At 70.6% G+C, this 18,339-nt stretch carries 19 protein-coding genes; 10 read left to right on the forward strand and 9 right to left on the reverse strand.

Features of this window, described 5'->3' with window-relative positions; all coding sequences use genetic code 11:
• Nucleotides 1–13 precede the first annotated feature (13 nt).
• The 3 genes from ABZ532_RS02520 to ABZ532_RS02530 all read left to right on the forward strand — a co-directional run bounded on the left by ABZ532_RS02520 (nucleotide 14) and on the right by ABZ532_RS02530 (nucleotide 3,187).
• A complete protein-coding gene (locus tag ABZ532_RS02520) occupies nucleotides 14–1,738 on the forward strand; it encodes a trypsin-like peptidase domain-containing protein (protein WP_361278849.1) in 1,725 nt (574 codons plus the stop codon).
• Between the two features lie 108 nt (nucleotides 1,739–1,846).
• A complete protein-coding gene (locus tag ABZ532_RS02525) occupies nucleotides 1,847–2,281 on the forward strand; it encodes a sec-independent translocase (protein ID WP_361278851.1) in 435 nt (144 codons plus the stop codon).
• Nucleotides 2,282–2,521: 240 nt separating this feature from the next.
• Complete coding sequence (locus ABZ532_RS02530) at nucleotides 2,522–3,187, forward strand: hypothetical protein (protein ID WP_361278854.1); 666 nt, start codon at nucleotides 2,522–2,524, stop codon at nucleotides 3,185–3,187.
• An 87-nt stretch (nucleotides 3,188–3,274) separates the two neighbouring features.
• On the opposite strand, the gene ABZ532_RS02535 is transcribed toward ABZ532_RS02530, so the two are convergent.
• The 3 genes from ABZ532_RS02535 to ABZ532_RS02545 are packed head-to-tail and all read right to left on the reverse strand — an operon-like array spanning nucleotide 3,275 to nucleotide 6,314.
• Entirely contained in the window at nucleotides 3,275–4,408 is a 1,134-nt protein-coding gene (locus ABZ532_RS02535) for an Mrp/NBP35 family ATP-binding protein (RefSeq protein ID WP_361278856.1), read from the reverse strand.
• A 42-nt stretch (nucleotides 4,409–4,450) separates the two neighbouring features.
• Nucleotides 4,451–5,053 carry a DUF1003 domain-containing protein gene (locus ABZ532_RS02540; protein ID WP_361278859.1) on the reverse strand — a complete coding sequence of 201 codons (603 nt, stop codon included), beginning with the start codon at nucleotides 5,051–5,053 and terminating at the stop codon, nucleotides 4,451–4,453.
• Entirely contained in the window at nucleotides 5,046–6,314 is a 1,269-nt protein-coding gene (locus tag ABZ532_RS02545) for a CBS domain-containing protein (protein WP_361278861.1), read from the reverse strand. The genes ABZ532_RS02540 and ABZ532_RS02545 overlap by 8 nt, the downstream gene beginning before the upstream one ends.
• A gap of 188 nt (nucleotides 6,315–6,502) precedes the next feature.
• On the opposite strand from ABZ532_RS02545, the gene ABZ532_RS02550 reads away from it, so the two are divergent.
• Nucleotides 6,503–7,255 (forward strand): hypothetical protein, encoded by a 753-nt coding sequence (locus ABZ532_RS02550; RefSeq protein ID WP_361278864.1) that lies wholly within the window; start codon nucleotides 6,503–6,505, stop codon nucleotides 7,253–7,255.
• 21 nt (nucleotides 7,256–7,276) lie between these two features.
• Here the strand turns inward: ABZ532_RS02550 and ABZ532_RS02555 are convergent, their stop codons facing one another.
• Both ABZ532_RS02555 and ABZ532_RS02560 read right to left on the reverse strand, forming a co-directional pair.
• Nucleotides 7,277–7,798 carry a hypothetical protein gene (locus tag ABZ532_RS02555; protein ID WP_361278866.1) on the reverse strand — a complete coding sequence of 174 codons (522 nt, stop codon included), beginning with the start codon at nucleotides 7,796–7,798 and terminating at the stop codon, nucleotides 7,277–7,279.
• 12 nt (nucleotides 7,799–7,810) lie between these two features.
• Entirely contained in the window at nucleotides 7,811–8,926 is a 1,116-nt protein-coding gene (locus ABZ532_RS02560) for a magnesium and cobalt transport protein CorA (protein WP_361278868.1), read from the reverse strand.
• A 478-nt stretch (nucleotides 8,927–9,404) separates the two neighbouring features.
• On the opposite strand from ABZ532_RS02560, the gene ABZ532_RS02565 reads away from it, so the two are divergent.
• Entirely contained in the window at nucleotides 9,405–9,998 is a 594-nt protein-coding gene (locus tag ABZ532_RS02565) for a suppressor of fused domain protein (protein WP_361278870.1), read from the forward strand.
• Between the two features lie 66 nt (nucleotides 9,999–10,064).
• Here ABZ532_RS02565 and ABZ532_RS02570 read toward each other — a convergent pair whose 3' ends face one another.
• Nucleotides 10,065–10,409: a hypothetical protein gene (locus ABZ532_RS02570; protein ID WP_361278872.1), complete on the reverse strand. Its 345-nt coding sequence runs from the start codon at nucleotides 10,407–10,409 to the stop codon at nucleotides 10,065–10,067.
• A gap of 183 nt (nucleotides 10,410–10,592) precedes the next feature.
• Between ABZ532_RS02570 and ABZ532_RS02575 the strand changes: the two genes are divergently transcribed.
• The 3 genes from ABZ532_RS02575 to ABZ532_RS02585 all read left to right on the forward strand — a co-directional run bounded on the left by ABZ532_RS02575 (nucleotide 10,593) and on the right by ABZ532_RS02585 (nucleotide 13,136).
• Nucleotides 10,593–11,231, forward strand: a complete 639-nt coding sequence (locus tag ABZ532_RS02575) for a DUF6758 family protein (protein ID WP_361278874.1) — start codon at nucleotides 10,593–10,595, stop codon at nucleotides 11,229–11,231.
• A gap of 225 nt (nucleotides 11,232–11,456) precedes the next feature.
• The gene (locus ABZ532_RS02580; RefSeq protein WP_361278876.1) at nucleotides 11,457–12,353 is read left to right on the forward strand and encodes a PHP domain-containing protein; all 897 of its coding nucleotides are present in this window, start codon (nucleotides 11,457–11,459) and stop codon (nucleotides 12,351–12,353) included.
• 177 nt (nucleotides 12,354–12,530) lie between these two features.
• Entirely contained in the window at nucleotides 12,531–13,136 is a 606-nt protein-coding gene (locus ABZ532_RS02585) for a MarC family protein (RefSeq protein ID WP_361278878.1), read from the forward strand.
• A 114-nt stretch (nucleotides 13,137–13,250) separates the two neighbouring features.
• Here the strand turns inward: ABZ532_RS02585 and ABZ532_RS02590 are convergent, their stop codons facing one another.
• On the reverse strand, nucleotides 13,251–13,403 hold the full coding sequence (locus ABZ532_RS02590) for a hypothetical protein (RefSeq protein WP_361278880.1): 153 nt from the start codon (nucleotides 13,401–13,403) through the stop codon (nucleotides 13,251–13,253).
• 160 nt (nucleotides 13,404–13,563) lie between these two features.
• Between ABZ532_RS02590 and ABZ532_RS02595 the strand changes: the two genes are divergently transcribed.
• A complete protein-coding gene (locus tag ABZ532_RS02595) occupies nucleotides 13,564–14,472 on the forward strand; it encodes an NYN domain-containing protein (RefSeq protein ID WP_361278882.1) in 909 nt (302 codons plus the stop codon).
• A 2-nt stretch (nucleotides 14,473–14,474) separates the two neighbouring features.
• Here ABZ532_RS02595 and ABZ532_RS02600 read toward each other — a convergent pair whose 3' ends face one another.
• A complete protein-coding gene (locus ABZ532_RS02600; protein ID WP_361278884.1) occupies nucleotides 14,475–15,317 on the reverse strand; it encodes an alpha/beta hydrolase in 843 nt (280 codons plus the stop codon).
• Between the two features lie 81 nt (nucleotides 15,318–15,398).
• The gene (locus ABZ532_RS02605) at nucleotides 15,399–17,057 is read right to left on the reverse strand and encodes a DEAD/DEAH box helicase (protein ID WP_361278886.1); all 1,659 of its coding nucleotides are present in this window, start codon (nucleotides 17,055–17,057) and stop codon (nucleotides 15,399–15,401) included.
• Between the two features lie 479 nt (nucleotides 17,058–17,536).
• On the opposite strand from ABZ532_RS02605, the gene ABZ532_RS02610 reads away from it, so the two are divergent.
• A complete protein-coding gene (locus tag ABZ532_RS02610) occupies nucleotides 17,537–18,292 on the forward strand; it encodes a ferritin-like fold-containing protein (RefSeq protein WP_361278888.1) in 756 nt (251 codons plus the stop codon).
• Nucleotides 18,293–18,339 lie beyond the last annotated feature (47 nt).

The following is an 18,339-nucleotide window of genomic DNA, read 5'->3' on the forward strand; positions in this document are numbered from 1 at the left end:
TGCGGGGAAGAGCATGGAGCACGGGAAGCAGACGGGTCCGAAGCCGAAGTGGTGGAGCCGACCCGGTGATGCCACCCCGGAGCCCGGCCTGCTGGATACGGTTCCGGCCCCCGCTGACGTGCTTCCCGTGGACGACCAGGCCGAGTACACCCTCGCGGCGCCCGGGCCCGCGCCTCTGACCGCCGAGGCGCCCACGGTGCCCGCTCCCAGGGCGGGTGAGTCCTCCGCCGACGCCCAGGGCTCAGACACCCCGGGCTCAGACACCTCGGGCCCAGACGTCCCGGGTGCCGACGGTCCCGGTCTCGATGCCCCGGGCCCCACCATCCCGGCCCAGGCCACCGGCGTACACCCGCTGCACGAGCCCGACGAGTACCGCACTCCTCCCTACGGTGGCCCGGGGCCCTGGGCCCCTGCTCCGCCGGTCCAGCGGCCGTCCGGCACCCCGGCGCACGGCACCGCCGTACCCACCCAGCCCCCGGCCGCCGGCGGATACGCCCCGCCCGCGCCCGCTCCTGTGCCCGCGCCCGCCGCCGCGCAGCCGCCGCAGTGGGGGCAGTACGACCCCTGGAGCGTGCCCGGCACGGCCACACTGAGCCAGACCGGTGAGTCCCCGAAGAAGAAGCCACGCAGGGGCGCGGGAATCGCCGTGCTGCTTGCCTTCGGACTGGTCACCGGGGTCGCCGGGGGAGCCGTCGGCGCCTACCTGGAGCGCAACGGGGGCGGCATCACGGCACTGGAACTGCCTCAGGCCGCCGCCGAGAACTCCGGACGGGCGCCCGACAGCGTCGCGGGCATCGCGGCCAGCGCCCTCCCCGGTGTCGTCACGCTGCATGTGACCGGAAGCAGCGAGCAGGGCACCGGTACCGGCTTCGTGCTCGACACGCAGGGCCACATCCTCACCAACAACCATGTCGTCGCCCCGGCCGGCAGCTCGGGCAAGATCAGCGTCACCTTCAGCGGCGGCGAGACGGCCGAGGCCAAGCTGATCGGCAAGGACAGCGGCTATGACCTCGCGGTCGTGAAGGTCAGCAGGGTGTCCGGCCTCAAGCCGCTGCCCCTCGGCAACTCCGACAGTGTCCGGGTCGGCGATCCGGTCGTGGCCATCGGCGCCCCCTTCGACCTCCAGAACACCGTCACGGCCGGAATCATCAGCGCCAAGGAGCGCCCCATCACCGCAGGGGGTGAGAAGGGCGACGGCAGCGACGTCAGCTACGTCGACGCGCTCCAGACAGACGCCCCCATCAACCCCGGCAACTCCGGTGGCCCGCTCGTGGACGCCAGGGCCCGGGTGATCGGCATCAACAGCGCCATCAGGGCGGCCGGCAGCGGCACCGGGTCCGAGGGCGAGGGGGGCCAGGCCGGCTCCATCGGCCTGGGTTTCGCCATCCCCATCAACCAGGGCAAGCGGGTCGCCGAAGAGCTCATCAACAAGGGCAAGGCCACCCACCCCGTGATCGGTGTCAGCCTCGACATGCAGTACACGGGCGACGGTGCCCGGATCGGCGACAAGGGCAAGGGCGAGACCCCGTCCGTCACCCCCGGTGGCCCCGCCGCCAAGGCCGGCGTCCGCCCCGGGGATGTGATCACCAAGGTGGACGGCCAGCGGGTGCACAACGGTGAGGAGCTCATCGTCAAGATCCGGGCCCACCGGCCGGGCGACGCGCTGGAGCTCACCGTGCTGCGCGGTGGCAAGGAGCAGACGAGGACGCTGACCCTCGGTTCGTCCAGCGGTACGTAACGGACACCCCGGTGGTACCGCCCCGACAGATTTGCCGGGTACCGTGGAGCCGGCCGCATGTGTGGTGGTCAGGCGGGGCACGGAGAACGCGAACACAAGGAGCAGCAGGTGTTCAATGACATAGGCCCACTCGAGCTCGTCACGCTCGTGGTCCTCGCCGTGCTCGTCTTCGGCCCGGACAAGCTGCCGAAGGTCGTCCAGGACGTCTCGCGCTTCATCCGCAAGGTCCGGGAGTTCTCCGACAACGCCAAGCACGACATCCGTCGGGAACTCGGCCCGGAATTCAAGGACTTCGAGTTCGAGGACCTCAATCCGAAGGCGTACATCCGCAAGCAGCTCGAGAACGACGACCTCAGGGAACTCCGCAGCAGCTTCGATTTCCGGCAGGATCTGAACGACGTCGCCGACGCGGTCAACGGCAAGGAGCCCAGCGCTTCCACCTCGGCTGCCGTGAACGGCTCGCCGGGCACGGGTGACCGGCTCAAGAAGCGCGAAACGGTCGACAAGGGCGAGCGCCCGCCGTTCGACGCGGACGCCACCTGAGTCACCCTGAGCCGTGGGAGAACTCCCGTCCGCTCACGTGCCGGGAGGAGATGAGCCCGTGCGCCGGACCCCGCGAGCCGCGCTTTCGGGCGGACGGCGCGGGTTCTTGAAACACGGACCAGGGCGATCAATCCCGGTGAGCCGGTGCCGGGTGGCTATCCTCCATCTGTCCGGGAAACGAGGACGCCCGAGGGGGGCGGGCCACTCCGGACCCTGGTGAACGAGGAGGCGGCCGGATAGATGGAGACGACGAGTCGGGTAGGGGCGGCGCAGAGCACGCCCGGTGCATCCACCGCTGAGGAGGTGCCCGCGGCCCGGCGCACGGTCGACGGCTATCTGCGCGCACCGTTCCCCTGGTACGGACTGGACGAGGCCTTCAGCGGCCCGCGCTGGCTGGTCCAGGTCGGCGCAGCAGCCGACGGCACGGTGCAGCACGGGTCCATGGGCCACGGCGACGAGCCGACGATAAAGTCCGACGCCACCACCGCCGGGAAGGAACGCTTCGCTGTGGTCGTGACGGTCGCCGCGAGCCCCGTGCGGCGCACCGGCGACGGCACGGGCGTCCTGGACGCCACCACGGTGTCGTCCGCAGCATGGCTGGCCGGCTCGGGGCTGCTGGCCTACACCTGGCCCGGGCAGCTGGACCACGTCCTGCGGGACGACTGGCTCAGCCAGCAGACCGAGACGGCGTTCGAGCTGGCGGACGACCTGGCGGGTCCGGCCTGGTCGGAGCTGTCGCTGCCCGTGGACGGAGTGCCGATGCCCTTCCACTACCGTGAGTCGGAGTTCGGCTGGGTGCTGGCCGGGTCCTCGGAGAACGGCGTGCACATCGGCGCGTTCGGGCGAGGGATGAGCGCGTACGGGCTCGGCTTCTCGGTGGTGCGGGACCTCGGGCCGTACACGTAGCGGACCGGACCCCGGACCCTGGACGCGGACCCCGGATACGCGGCGGGGGCACCGTTCCACCGGAACGGTGCCCCCGCCGCGTACGGCTCAGAACTTGTTGCGCGGGGTGATGCCCAGGGACAGCCCCGACAGACCGCGCTGACGGCCCCCGAGCTTTCCGGCGATGGCCCGCAGAGCGGCACCGGCCGGGGACTCGGGATCGGTCAGCACGACCGGCCTGCCCTCGTCGCCGCCCTCGCGCAGCCGGACGTCGATCGGGATCTGGCCCAGCACCGGCACCGTCGCACCGGTCGTCCTCGTCAGCCCGTCGGCGACCGCCTGGCCACCGCCCGTACCGAAGACATCGACCATCTCGTCGCAGTGCGGGCACGGGAGGCCCGACATGTTCTCGACCACGCCGACGATCTTCTGGTGGGTCTGCACGGCGATGGAGCCAGCCCGCTCCGCCACCTCGGCGGCTGCCTGCTGCGGGGTGGTGACGACCAGGATCTCGGCGTTCGGCACCAGCTGGGCCACGGAGATCGCGATATCGCCGGTGCCCGGGGGCAGGTCGAGCAGCAGCACGTCCAGGTCGCCCCAGTACACATCCGCCAGGAACTGCTGGAGCGCGCGGTGCAGCATCGGGCCGCGCCAGACCACCGGTGCGTTGCCCGGGGTGAACATACCGATCGAGATGACCTTCACGCCGTTCGCCGACGGCGGCATGATCATGTTCTCGACCTGGGTGGGACGGCCGTCCGCGCCCAGCATCCGGGGCACGCTGTGGCCGTAGATGTCGGCGTCCACGACACCGACCTTCAGCCCGTCGGCGGCCATGGCCGCCGCCAGGTTCACGGTCACGGACGACTTGCCCACGCCGCCCTTGCCGGACGCGACCGCGTAGACCCGGGTCAGCGAGCCGGGCTTGGCGAACGGCACCTCGCGCTCGGCGGTCGTGCCCCGAAGCGTGGCCGCGAGCTCGCGTCGCTGCTCGTCGCTCATGACGTCCAGGGAGACGTCGACGCGGGTGACGCCCTCGACGGCCGCGACCGCGTCCGTGACACGCTGGGTGATCGTCTCGCGCATCGGGCAGCCGGAGACGGTGAGGTAGACCGTGACGGCCACCGCGCCGTCGTCCCCGAACTCGACCGACTTGACCATGCCGAGGTCCGTGATCGGCTTGTTGATCTCGGGGTCGTTCACCGTCGCCAGTGCTTCGCGCACCGCGTCTTCCGTAACCATAGGACGATGGTACGGCGCCGGATCCCGGCTGGGGGACGCCTGTCAGCGGTCGCCTTCGTCACGTATCCGCGGCTCGTCCGGCGGGAATACACCGGGCCGGTCCGCCAGCTCCCGCAGCAGATCCTCGAACTCGGAACGGATCCAGTCGCGGGTGGCGACCTCGCCGAGCCCCATCCGCAGCGCCGCGATCTCCCGGGTCAGGTACTCGGTGTCGGCGATCGACCGCTCGTTCTGCGCACGGTCCTGCTCCAGGTTGACCCGGTCGCGGTCGTCCTGGCGGTTCTGCGCCAGCAGGATCAGGGGGGCCGCGTACGAGGCCTGGAGCGACAGCATGAGGGTCAGGAAGATGAACGGGTACTCGTCGAACCGCAGCGCGTCCGGCGCGAAGATGTTCCAGAGCACCCAGACGATGATCGTGAGCGTCATCCAGACGAGGAACCGCCCGGTGCCCAGGAAGCGGGCGATCTTCTCGGACAGCCGACCGAAGGCCTCCGGGTCGTATTCGGGGAGCACCCTGCGCCGGGGGGCCCGGGGCACATCCAGCCGGGTCCGTGGCCGCTGCCCGCCCGACTGCCGCTCGCGCTCCCGGTCTCTCTCCCCTTCCCTCTCCCTGCCGTCGCCGCGCTCGGTGAGCCCGTCACTCATCGGCGGCCCCCGTCCCCTCGAACTCGGCCTCGCGCCAGTCGTCGGGCAGCAGATGGTCGAGGACGTCGTCCACCGTCACCGCCCCCAGCAGCGAGCCGCTCTCGTCCACGACCGGCGCGGCGACCATGTTGTACGTGGCCAGATAGCTGGTGATCGCAGGCAGTCCCGTGCCCGGCGCGAGCGGCGGCAGATCGGTCTCGACGATCGAGCTGACGAGGGTGAACGGCGGGTCGCGCAGCAGCCGCTGGAAGTGCACGGTGCCCAGGTACTTGCCGGTGGGGGTCTCGTCGGGCGGCCGGCAGACATAGACCTGCGCGGCGAGCGCGGGGGAGAGGTCCTGCTGGCGCACCCGCGCCAGGGCATCCGCCACCGTCGCGTCCGGGCGCAGCACGATCGGCTCGGGCGTCATCAGCCCGCCCGCCGTGCGCTCCTCGTAGGACATCAGCCGGCGGACGTCTGCGGCGTCGTCCGGCCGCATCAGCATCAGCAGCCGCTCCTTGTCCTCCTCCGGCAGCTCCGACAGCAGGTCGGCGGCGTCATCCGGGTCCATCGCCTCCAGGACGTCCGCGGCCCGCTCCTCCTTGAGCTTCCCGATGATCTCCACCTGCTCGTCCTCGGGCATTTCCTCCAGGACGTCGGCGAGCCGGTCGTCGTCGAGGGCCGCGGCGACCTCGGCGCGCCGCTTGGGCGACAGATGGTGCAGGGCGTTGGCGACGTCGGCGGGCCGCAGCCGCTCGAAGGTGGCGACCAGGCGCTCGGCGCCCTGCGCGTCCTCATCCAGCGAGAACCCCGTGACCGCGGACCACTCGACCGTCAGTGTCTCCCCCTTGCGGCGCAGGGCCCCGCCCTTTCCCTTGCGCACGAAGACCTTGTCGATCTCCCAGTCGCGGCGGGCGGGCAGCTGCTGGATGGCGACATCCAGCACGGTGACCTCCTCGCCGGAGTCCGTCAGACTCACGCGGCGGTCCAGGAGCTCGCCGAGGACGAGACGCTCGGTGGGGCGCTGCTCGAAGCGCCGCATGTTGACCACGCCGGTGGTGATGACCTGGCCGGACTCGACACCGGTGACCCGGGTCATGGGAAGGAAGATCCGGCGGCGGCCGTGCACCTCCACGACGATCCCCAGCAACCGGGGTGGGCGCTGGCCGACCCGGAGCATGGCCACGAGATCACGTACCCGGCCGACCTGATCGCCGTTGGGGTCGAACACCGGTACGCCCGCGAGGTGCGACACGAAGATCCGGGAGGCGCCTGCCGCCATGCTCTGCGCCTCCTCACGAAATGGCTCTGGTGTGTCACTTTGTGATGGTTCAGACGGGTTCAGGCTAGCCCGTGCCCGTCCCTGCCGCCCCCGTGGGCGGTCCGTACGGCTCGCCTCCCGAGCGGCCGATAACCCCGGGTACTCTGCCCTCTTGCCACCCCACCACCAGCACGAGAGGCAGTGCGCACGTGACCGCTCTCCCCCTGGCTGCCGCAGCCCGGGCCCGCCGGGCAGCACTGTCCGTCGCACTCTGCGCAGGGCTCGCCGCGACTCTCACGGCCGTCACCGGGTGCAGTGAGGACCCGGACGCGGGGACGAACGGCGTCGGCAGGCTCGACGCCCCCGCCATCGAGGAGAAGGCCAGGACCGCGGCGGGCGGGGCGCAGTCGGTACGGCTCGCCGGGACACTCGTGTCCAAAGGCGGCACCTACAAGCTGAACATGCGTCTCAAGAAGACCGGCGGCAGTGGCTCGGTCACGACGAAGAGCTCCACCTTCGAGCTGCTGCGGGCCGACGACGCGCTCTATCTGAAGGCCGACGCGGACTTCTGGAAGCAGGCGGGCGCGTCGGGTGTGACGGCCGCGGAGAAGCTGGACGACAAGTACGTGAAGGTCCCGCAGGACGATCCGACCTACAAGCAACTGCGCGGCTTCACCGAGATGGACGTGCTGCTGGACGGCGTCCTCGGCCTCCACGGTGAGCTCAGCAAGGGCGGCTACGACGCCGTGGACGGCGTCCGCACCATCAAGGTCCTCGGCGGCGAGGGGAACGGCGGGACGCTGGACGTGTCCCTCCAGGGCACCCCGTACCCCCTGCGCTTCGCACGGGCGGGCGGGGCGGGATTGCTGACACTGGCGGACTGGGACGAGGACTTCGCGCTGGCTCCCCCGGAGCAGGGCGAGACGGTCGACTACGGCCAGGAGCTCCCACGTAAGCAGTAGCCCCCGCCCACCCGGCCAGGCCTAGCCCCGCTTGCCGCGACGCAGCAGGAGCCGCGGCAGGGCCGCGGGAATGGGGCGGCGGGTGGTCGCGGAGGTCGCCAGGGGGGCCGCTGCCAGCGAGCCCGCGGGGAGCTCCGTGGACGCCGCAAGCGGGTCGAGGCGCAGCACCCTGCACTCCCGCGCCCAGCGCTCCGTCATCGCCTCGCCGTCCGGCGCGTTCAGCCGCTTCCCCTTCAGCTCGCCCACCGCGGCCTCCCACGCCTCGGATCCCGGCACCAGCTCGCTCACCGCGGCCGTCCAGGCCACCAGCCGACCGCCCTTGTCCTTGCTGCGCACGGTCACCTCTGCCGTGGAGCCCGCCGCGAGCCCCGGCAGCGGCTGCTCACCGGGCCCGTCGCCGATGACATGCACGGCGCCCTCGTGCCACACGTGCCACAGCGCGCGGGCGGGGCCGGTGCCCCGGACCCAGATGAGACCGGACTTCTTGGTGGCCTCTTCGACCAGGGCGTGGTCGAGCTGCGAGGTGGCGGCGGCGTCAGTCATGCCCGCAGCCTATTAGAGCCAGCCGTTGCGCTTCAGTGTGCGGTGAATGGTGAGACAGGCCCCCACGATGCCGACGAGCACCATCGGATAGCCGTACCGCCAGTGCAGCTCCGGCATGTGGTCGAAGTTCATCCCGTAGATACCGCACACCGCCGTCGGGACGGCGATGATCGCGGCCCAGGAAGTGATCTTGCGCATGTCCTCGTTCTGGGCCACCGTCGCCTGCGCCAGATTCGCCTGGAGGATCGAGTTCAGCAGCTCGTCGAACCCGATCACCTGCTCCTGCACCCGCGCCAGGTGGTCGGCCACGTCGCGGAAGTACTTCTGGATGTCGGGGTCCACCAGCCGCATCGGCCGCTCGCTCAGCAGCTGCATGGGCCGCAGCAGCGGCGTCACCGCCCGCTTGAACTCCAGCACCTCGCGCTTGAGCTGGTAGATGCGCCCGGTGTCGGTGCCCCGGGTGCTGCCCTTCGCGGGGGCCGAGAAGACATCGCTCTCGATCTCGTCGATGTCGACCTGTACGGCGTCCGCCACCGCGATGTAGCCGTCCACGACATGGTCGGCGATGGCGTGCAGTACCGCCGACGGGCCCTTGGCGAGCAGCTCGGGGTCGTCCTGGAGCCGGTGCCGCAGGTTGCGCAGCGAACCCTGACCGCCGTGCCGCACGGTGATGACGAAGTCGGGTCCGGTGAAGCACATCACCTCGCCGGTCTCGACGACCTCGCTGCTCGCGGTCAGTTCGGCGTGCTCCACGTAGTGGATGGTCTTGAAGACGGTGAAGAGGGTGTCGTCGTACCGCTCCAGCTTGGGGCGCTGATGGGCGTGCACGGCGTCCTCGACGGCCAGCGGGTGGAGGCCGAACTCCGCGGCGATTCCGCCGAACTCCTCCTCCGTCGGCTCGTGCAGCCCGATCCAGGCGAAGCCGCCGCCCTCGCGCACCCGCAGCATCGCCTGGCGCGGGGTGAGGCAGGTGCCGTCCATCACACGGCTGCCCTCGCGGTACACGGCGCAGTCCACGACGGCGCTGGAGGCGGAGGGATCGCGGGTGGTGTCGTACGAGCTGTAGGCGCTGCTGGTCTTGCGCAGCGTGGGGCGGACCGCTTCGCGCAGGTCACGGATCATCGACATGGCAGGCTCCTTCACGGGAAGCCGCCGGTGCGAGGCGTGGCACAGCCCGGAATGAGGACGTTGTCTCGATACGTCCGCAAAGCGGGCGGCACCGCGGGACGCGATGACGGCGTTCGCTACAGACAGTCAGGCAAGGGCGATGTGCTCTTCCGACGTGCGCGTTGCCATGGAGCGGCGCGACATGTCTACGGGCCGGGTGGTCCAGTCGGGCAAGTGACCCTGGATGCCGGTCAGATGACGGGGGAGTGCGCGGAAGAGCGGCTGGTACTGCACGGTCGACTTCGATCCATCGCAGCCCCACCTCCTCCAGCCGGTCCCCCGTGAGGGATGACGTGTCGTCGGGAACGGGCGCTGTTCTCCGGTCAGCTCGCGGAGACGCCGTCACGCATATTTTGTCCCAACAGGCGGCCAAGCGTATCAGCCGACTGAGGGTCAATCCCTTCCTTTGCCCGTTCCTGATGCGATCTATGCTCGCGGGATGGGAGAAATTCTTGCTCTTGTCGAGGCCCGTCTGTTCAGCACGTTCGGAGAGCCGGACGCGCGTGCGGCGATGACGTTCCTGGGCACGGACCGGATCGAAGTGCTCCGTTTCATTGCCGGAGACGACCGGGGCATCGTCCGGTACGCCACGCTGGGCATGTCCGCACAGCCCATGAACGACCCCAAGGACCTACTCGCCGACCCGGTGAAGGGGCCGCGCGCCGAGCTGCTGCTGTCGGTACGGGGCGGGCTCGCCGACACCGACAAGGTGCTGCGGCCACTCGCGGCCCTGGCCTCGTCGCCGCAGGTGGAAGGTGTGATCGTGGCCCCGGGGAATTCCATGGACGTCGGTGAGCCGCTCTGGCCGAACGCCCCTTTCACCTCCGTGCTGGTCGCCGAGCCCGGCGGCCTGGTCGAGGATCTGGAGCTGCCGGAGCCGATGGACCCGGTGCGGTTTCTCCCCCTGCTGCCGATGACACCGAACGAAGCGGCGTGGAAGCGGGTGCACGGGGCCGCGGCGCTCCAGGAGCGCTGGCTGAAGCACGGTACGGACCTGCGCGACCCGCTGCGCGGGCCCGTATCGCTGACGTGAGTTCAGAGGCCGCTGAAGTGAGCTATCTCATGGGCGGGTTCGGCCGCGTTCCGCTCTGACGGCGGTTCAGTCGGCGAGGACCGCGACCCCGTCCTGGGCCGTGGCCACGGGGCGCGGCTCCGCCTCGTGCGCGGGGCGGGCGAGTGAGGCCCGGCCCGCCCGGACGATGACCGTGCCGATCAGCGCCGCGGCCCCCGCCGCCACGAACGGCGTCCGCACACCGGCTCGTTCGGCGAGCGGGGACGCCAGATACGGGGCCGCCGCGGCCGCGAACCAGCGCACGAAGTTGTGGCCCGCGCTCGCCACCGGTCGGGGCGCGTCCGGGACGCCCAGGGCGAGCGCGGTGAGTGCCCCCGCTCCCGCCGCTGGTGCGGTGTGCCCGGTGAACGGGTCCTCTGTGTGTATCGGCACTCCTTCCTCCCTGTCCGGCGGTCCCTGACCGCCGTAGAGCGATGCGCCATGCAAATAATAAGTTAGAGCGTCTAATGAATTCAATATGCACCTACTTCATCCTGGTGAACCAGGGTGAAACCGCCGTACCGGACGGGTGATCGTCCTTGACGTGACGCCGGGCGGGTAGGACCGTTGAGCGCTATGAGGGGCGAACCCAGTTGCCCGAAGTGCGGTGGCCGGGTCAGGGCGCCCGGTCTCTTCGCCGACACGTGGCAGTGCGATGTGCATGGTGCCGTGCAACCGCTGCAACCGGTGATCCCGCCCAGCGTCGAAGCCCTCACCGTCGTCGTGGCCCGGGCCAAGGTGCCGGTGTGGATGCCCTGGCCGCTCCCGGTCGGCTGGCTCTTCACCGGCGTGGCCTACGCGGGAGACGACCGCAGTGGAGGCCGCGCCACCGCCGTCGCCTGTTCCGGTCCCGGACCGCTGGGCGGCGTGGGGGAGTTGCTGCTGGTCGCGGAGGAGCTCGGAGTGGGCCTCGGCGCCCGGTTCGCGGGGATCGACGGACCGGACCCCGGCACGCATATGACCGTCGACAAACCGCCCCAGGCCAAGGTGCTCGCCGCCGGCCGGCCCACCCCGCTCTGGCAGGTCAACGGGGTGCCGGAGGATCGCGCGGTCTTCGCGGGCGAGGCGCTGGGGCTGTGGTTGTGGGCAGTCGTCTGGCCGGAGTCGACCGGACTGCTGATGTACGACGAGTTGATACTCACCGATCTGCGGGACGCCGGCTCGGAGGTGGACCTGCTGCCGTGCGGGGCCCTGTCGCCGCGGCTGCTGCTGTAAGGGCGCTGTCCTGAACGGCGGACGCCGTGAGCGGTGAACGCCGTCAAACGGTGAACGCCGCCAGCGGTCACGGTGCGCCGGGCGTTCGCGGTGCGGGGCGCACGGGCACCGCCGTGACGCCCCTCACCGGGGCGGTGTCCGGAGGGCCCCCGGTGCCCCGTTACGATGGAACGTCCCCCTTCGCCCCGAGGCCCCCGCGGCCCCCGAGCCATGGAGCCATGCGTCGTGCGTATCGATCTGCACACCCACTCCACGGCTTCGGACGGCACGGACACCCCGGCCGAGCTCGTCAGGAACGCCGTCGCGGCCGGACTCGATGTCGTCGCGCTCACCGACCACGACACCGTCGCGGGCCACGCCGAGGCCGTCGCCGCGCTCGCCGGTCTGCGCGCTCATCTCACCCTCGTCCCCGGAGCCGAGCTCTCCTGCCGGGTCGACGGGGTGAGCATGCACATGCTGGCCTACCTCTTCGACCCCGAGGAGCCCGAGCTGGCGCGCGAGCGCGAGCTGGTCAGGGACGACCGGGTGCCACGGGCCAAAGCCATGATCGCCAAGCTCCAGGAGCTGGGTGTGCCTGTCACCTGGGAGCAGGTGGCCGGTATCGCGGGGCACAGCGCCGAGGCAGCGGACGGGATCTCCGTCGGTCGACCCCATATCGCCTCCGCGCTGGTCGAACTGGGCGTCGTCCCGGACGTCTCAGCCGCCTTCACGCCCGACTGGCTGGCGAACGACGGGCGAGCCTACGTCGACAAGCACGAGTTCGACCCCTTCGACGCCATCCGCCTGGTCAGGGCGGCCGGGGGCGTCACGGTCTTCGCCCACCCGCTCGCCGTCGCCCGCGGCGAAGTGGTGCCCGAGGACACCATCGCCCGGCTGGCGGAGGCCGGGCTCGACGGCATAGAAGTCGACCACATGGACCACGACGAGTCGTCACGTATCCGGCTGCGCGCACTCGCCGCCGAGCTCGGGCTGCTCACCACCGGCTCCAGTGACTACCACGGCAGCCGCAAGACCTGCCGGCTCGGCGACTTCACGACCGACCCGGAGATCTACGGCGAGATCACGCGCCGCGCGACCGGCGCGTTCCCCGTCCCCGGCACGGGTGGAACGCCCGCCCACTGAGCCCATGCTGATCCGCACCTCGACCCGTCCGTGCTGATCCGCCCCACTGCTGCTCCAGGCCGGTCCCAGCCCACCGTTGACCCGGCACACGTACGGCCCCCACCGACCCGGCTCACCACGCCGGAACACGGGCCGGTACGCGCTCACCCACCCACCACACCCCTGCAAGGCTCCACTGTGTTCGACCTCGCCGTCTTCGGCTCGCTCTTCCTCACCCTCTTCGTGATCATGGATCCCCCCGGGATCACACCGATCTTCCTCGCACTCACCTCGGGGCGCGCCGCCAAGGTGCAGCGCCGGATGGCCTGGCAGGCCGTGGCGGTGGCCTTCGGCGTCATCACCGTCTTCGGCATCCTGGGCCAGCAGATCCTCGGGTACCTTCATGTCTCCGTGCCGGCCCTGATGATCGCGGGCGGTCTGCTCCTGCTGCTGATCGCGCTCGACCTGCTGACCGGCAAGACCGACGAGCCCACGCAGACGAAGGACGTCAATGTCGCGCTCGTCCCCCTCGGGATGCCGCTGCTGGCCGGTCCGGGCGCCATCGTCTCGGTGATCCTCGCGGTGCAGAACGCCTCCGGGGGCGCGGAGCAGGCCGCGGTCTGGGCGGCGATCGTGGCGATGCACGTCGTGCTGTGGCTGACCCTGCGCTACTCGCTGCTGATCATCCGGGTCATCAAGGACGGCGGTGTCGTCCTGGTGACCAGGCTCGCCGGAATGATGCTCTCGGCCATCGCCGTGCAGCAGATCATCAACGGAGTCACCCAGGTGATCCAGGGCTCGTAGACGGCCCGGGCGCCCAGGCCTCCAAGACGCACCTCGCCCCCGTACGGATCCGTCCGTACGGGGGCGAGGTGCGCCCGGCCCATGGCCGACGGCGCCGGCGTGTGGTGCCGTGCGTTACGAGGCAGTGCAATCGGCCGGTCGGATGTAGATCCGCTGGCCGATCGCGGCGGCCTGAAGGACCATCCGGTTGACGGAGGCGGCGTCCACAACGGTGCTGTCCACGGCGGTGCCGTCGACGTCGTCGAGTCGCATGATCTCGAAGCGCATAAAAGGCCTCTCCCTTCTGTCCGTCCCAGTTCCACCCTTGCCAACAGGAGCAGAGCCGCAAACATTCCCTACGCTAAACAAATTTTTTGGATGGCTAACTACTCACGGGTACGACACTGCACCCACACAGAATGATGGCCATGATGTCCATGAGGTCCATATGAACGACATGAGCGCCGACGGTCAGCTCAGCCGCATCAGCGCCCGGCTGGAGCGCACCAACGAGCTGCTCCAGCGCATGCTCGCCGAGGTCGCGAAGACGCCCTCCACACATGCCATCTTCGTCGACGCCGGTTACGTCTATGCTTCCGCCGGGTTGCTGGTGGCGGGCACCGAGGACCGGCGCTCCTTCGACCTGGACGCCGAAGGACTGATCGAGGCCTTCATCGACAAGGCCCGCACGATCTTCGCGGACAGCCGGCTGCTGCGGGTCTACTGGTACGACGGCGCCCGGCGCCGCATCCACACCGCCGAGCAGCAGTCCATCGCCGAGCTCCCTGACGTCAAGGTCCGGCTCGGCAACCTCAACGCCAACAACCAGCAGAAGGGCGTCGACTCCCTCATCCGCACCGACCTGGAGTCGTTGGCACGGCACCGGGCGATCAGTGACGCGGCGCTCGTCGGCGGCGACGAGGACCTGGTCTCCGCAGTCGAGGCGGCCCAGGGATACGGGGCGCGCGTCCACCTCTGGGGTATCGAGGCAGCCGAGGGGCGCAACCAGGCGGAGCCGCTGCTCTGGGAGGTCGACAGCCAGCGCACCTTCGACCTCGACTTCTGCCGGCCCTATGTGACCCGGCGGCCTGTCACCACGTACGAGGACGACACGCCCACACCTTCCCGTGAGGACGTGCGCTTCGTCGGCGCACAGATAGCCGCCACCTGGCTTGCCGAGCGCGGCCGGGCGGCGATGGCGGAGCTGCTGCCCGGGCACCCCTATCTGCCGGGCCCGGTGGACCAGGACCTGCTCATGGAGGCGGAGAAGCGGCTCCAGCACTCACTGCGGGGCTATGCCCATCTGAGGCGTTCCCTGCGCGACGGCTTCTGGCAGCACCTGCAGGGCCAGTTCTGACGTCAGCTCTCGTGCCAGAACCCTGCGAGCGCCGCGGCGGTCTCCAGAGGACGGTCCGTGTTCGGTGAATGCTCGGCGCCCTCGATGACCGTGCGCCGAGCCCCGAGCCGTACGGCCATCTCGTCGATCAGGGGCACGGGCCAGGTGTCGTCGTGCTCACCGGAGACCACGTGCTTGGGCAGCGGCACGGCGGCCAGTTCGGGCACCCGATCGGGCTCGACGGTCAGCTGGTGGCCGGTGGCGAGCAGTTGGTGCGGGTTGTGGCGCAGCCAGCGATGCCGCAGGTCGTCGCGGTTCCCGTTGAGCTCCGCCTCTTCCGGGGTGTCCATCGCCCGCATGGCCTCCCAGATCTCGGCCATGCTCATGGCCGCGATCGCGTCGCTCAGCAGCTTCACCTTGTCGCGCTGCTCGGGGGCGATCCGGGCCGGACCCGACGAGACCAGGGTCAGCGAGACGAACGGCCGCGCATCGGTGAGGACGGCGGCACGTGCGATCTGCCCGCCCAGCGAGTGGCCGACCAGGTGGAGAGGGCCGCCGACCGCCGCCGCCTGCGCGAGCACGTCCCGGGCCAACTCCTCCTGGGTGTACGCCTCCCGCGCCTGGGGCCCATCGCTCTCGTACTGTCCACGGCCGTCGATCGCGACCGCACGGTATCCGGCAGCGGCGAGCGGCTCCAGCATGGCGATGAAGTCCTCCTTGCTCCCGGTGTAGCCGGGCAGGAGGAGCGCGGTGCCCCGGGGCGAGCCGTCCGGTGCGGCGTCCAGCACGGCGAAGGCGCCGCGGGAGGTGTCGAGCATGCGGGACCGGGCGCAGGCCGGTGGCACAAAGGTGGGCGGGCGGCTCATACGCAGAGGTTACCGAGCAGTTGAAGAGGGCCCGTACCCAGGGGGTACGGGCCCTCTTCACACATACTCGACCGGACCAGCTCAGCTTTCGGGCGTGGTCGCGGCCTTCGCTCGGGTGCGCCTGCGGCGTGGCTTCGCAGCCTCAGCGGCCTCGCCGGCGTCCGGCTCGCTCGCGGCCTCGGCCGCGGGGGCCTCGGCGCCCGCGGACTTGGCGGCGGCCGCGCGGGTGCGACGGCGACGGGGCTTGGCCGGCTCGGCCGGCTCGCTGGCAGCGGGCTCGGTCACGGTGGCCTCGGCGGTCACAGCCTCGGTGGCAACCGCACGCGTGCGGCGGCGACGGCGGGGCGTGCGCGGAGCCGTGTCGTCGGCTGCGTCAGAGGAATCCGACGGCTCGGACGCGGTGGGCTCGAGAGCCTCCGGCGCCGTGCTCGCGGTCTCGTCGACCGGCGAACCGTTTCGCGTACGACGCCGGGCGCGCGGAGTGCGCGTACGGGCCGGAGCTTCCTCCTCATCCTTCTTCTTCGCCCGCCCGGAACGGCCACGGCCGCCGGGCTCCCCGAGGTCCTCGATCTCCTCGGCGGCCAGACCGGCGCGGGTGCGCTCGGCGCGGGGCAGTACGCCCTTGGTGCCCGCGGGGATGCTCAGCTCCTCGAAGAGGTGCGGCGACGTCGAGTACGTCTCGACCGGGTCGCTGAAGCCCAGGTCCAGTGCCTTGTTGATCAGCTGCCAGCGCGGGATGTCATCCCAGTCGACCAGGGTCACGGCAGTGCCGGACGCCCCCGCGCGGCCGGTGCGGCCGATGCGGTGGAGGTAGGTCTTCTCGTCCTCGGGCGACTGGTAGTTGATCACATGCGTGACGCCCTCGACGTCGATGCCGCGGGCGGCGACGTCGGTGCAGACGAGCACGTCGACCTTGCCGTTACGGAACGCGCGCAGCGCCTGCTCGCGCGCGCCCTGTCCCAGGTCCCCGTGGACGGCGCCGGAGGCGAAGCCGCGGCGCGCAAGCTGCTCGGCGATGTCCGCGGCCGTCCGCTTCGTCCGGCAGAAGATCATCGCGAGCCCGCGGCCCTCGGCCTGGAGGATGCGCGAGACCATCTCCGGCTTGTCCATCGAGTGAGCCCGGTAGACGCGCTGGGTGATGTTCGCGACGGTCGCGCCCTCGCCGTCCGGGGAGGTCGCGCGGATGTGGGTCGGCTGCGACATGTAGCGACGTGCGAGGCCGATCACCGCACCCGGCATGGTCGCCGAGAACAGCATGGTCTGACGCTTGGCGGGCAGCAGCTGGATGATCTTCTCGACGTCGGGCAGGAAGCCGAGGTCGAGCATCTCGTCGGCCTCGTCCAGCACGAGCGCCTTGACCTTCGACAGGTCCAGCTTGCGCTGGCCCGCCAGGTCGAGCAGCCGCCCGGGGGTGCCGACGACCACGTCGACGCCCTTCTTCAGGGCTTCGACCTGCGGCTCGTAGGAACGGCCGCCGTAGATCGCGAGCACCCGGACGTTGCGCACCTTGCCTGCGGTCAGCAGGTCATTGGTGACCTGGGTGCACAGCTCGCGGGTGGGTACGACCACCAGCGCCTGCGGGGCCTCGGTCAGCTCCTCCGGCTTGGCACGGCCCGCCTCGACGTCCGCGGGCACGGTGACCCGCTCCACCAGCGGAAGTCCGAAACCGAGGGTCTTACCCGTACCGGTCTTGGCCTGTCCGATGACGTCGGTGCCGGAGAGCGCGACCGGGAGGGTCATCTCCTGGATGGGGAAGGGAGCGATGATGCCGACGGCCTCAAGGGCCTCGGCGGTCTCGGGAAGGATCCCGAGGTCCCGGAAAGTCTTGATCTGCGTAGTCAGGGTGTTGCCTCTTCTGTGAGACGCGGCGCGAGGCGAACGCTGGGGGTCTTACCGCACCTTTGGTACTGGTGGCCCGGCCGTGGATTGGCCGGAAGGCGCGGGACCACTGCCGTCGCTCGAGCGCTCATGCCGCTGAGGGTCCCTCGTGTGCGAACAGGGTGCACAGAGAGCTGTCGGGTCGGAGCCGATCGGGCCACCGACCGGGCATCCTCATTCATAGGGCCCATCTGCGTACGCGACTGTGCGTATGCGACAGGCTCTCATAGCACTGTACCCCGGAATCGCGCATCTGTGTTGGGCGAATTCCGGCAAGCCGCGTTGTGGCGGGTGTTGACCAGGCCCTTCACCCAACCGGGCGGCGGGCTATTGTGCGCTTCATGGAGACGTCAGACAACGCCACCGAGTCAGCATCCGCATCCGGCACAGACGAAGAACTCACCGGGATCGCCGCCCAGGACTGGGCCACGGCCTCGGCCGACCCCCAGTACCGCGCCGCGGTCGTGGATCTGCTGGGCGCGCTCGCCTACGGCGAACTGGCGGCCTTCGAGCGGCTCGCCGAGGACGCGAAGCTGGCACCGACGCTCGCGGACAAGGCTGAGCTGGCGAAGATGGCCTCGGCGGAGTTCCACCACTTCGAGCGGCTGCGGGACCAGCTGGCCGCGATCGAGACGAACCCGACCGCGGCGATGGAGCCGTTCGCGGCGGCGCTGGACGAGTTCCACCGGCAGACCGCTCCGTCGGACTGGCTGGAGGGCCTGGTCAAGGCCTACGTCGGCGACTCGATCGCCAGTGACTTCTACCGCGAGGTCGCGGTGCGTCTCGACTCGGACACCCGCGGACTGGTGCTGGCCGTGCTCGACGACACGGGCCACGGCAACTTCGCCGTGGAGAAGGTGCGCGCCGCCATCGAGGCGGACCCGCGGGTCGGTGGCCGGCTCGCGCTGTGGGCGCGCCGGCTGATGGGCGAGGCACTGTCCCAGGCGCAGCGGGTCGTGGCGGAGCGGGACGCGCTGTCGACCATGCTGGTGGGCGGGGTCGCGGGCGGATTCGACCTGGCCGCGGTGGGCGAGATGTTCACCCGCATCACCAAGGCGCACACCAAGCGGATGGCGGCACTGGGTCTGGCGGCGTAGCACGCGCTCCAGGAGCTTCGCTCGTCGCGTGTCGGGGTCCGGCTCAG

The sequence above is a fragment of the Streptomyces sp. NPDC019396 genome, assembly GCF_040632375.1.
Taxonomy (GTDB): domain Bacteria; phylum Actinomycetota; class Actinomycetes; order Streptomycetales; family Streptomycetaceae; genus Streptomyces.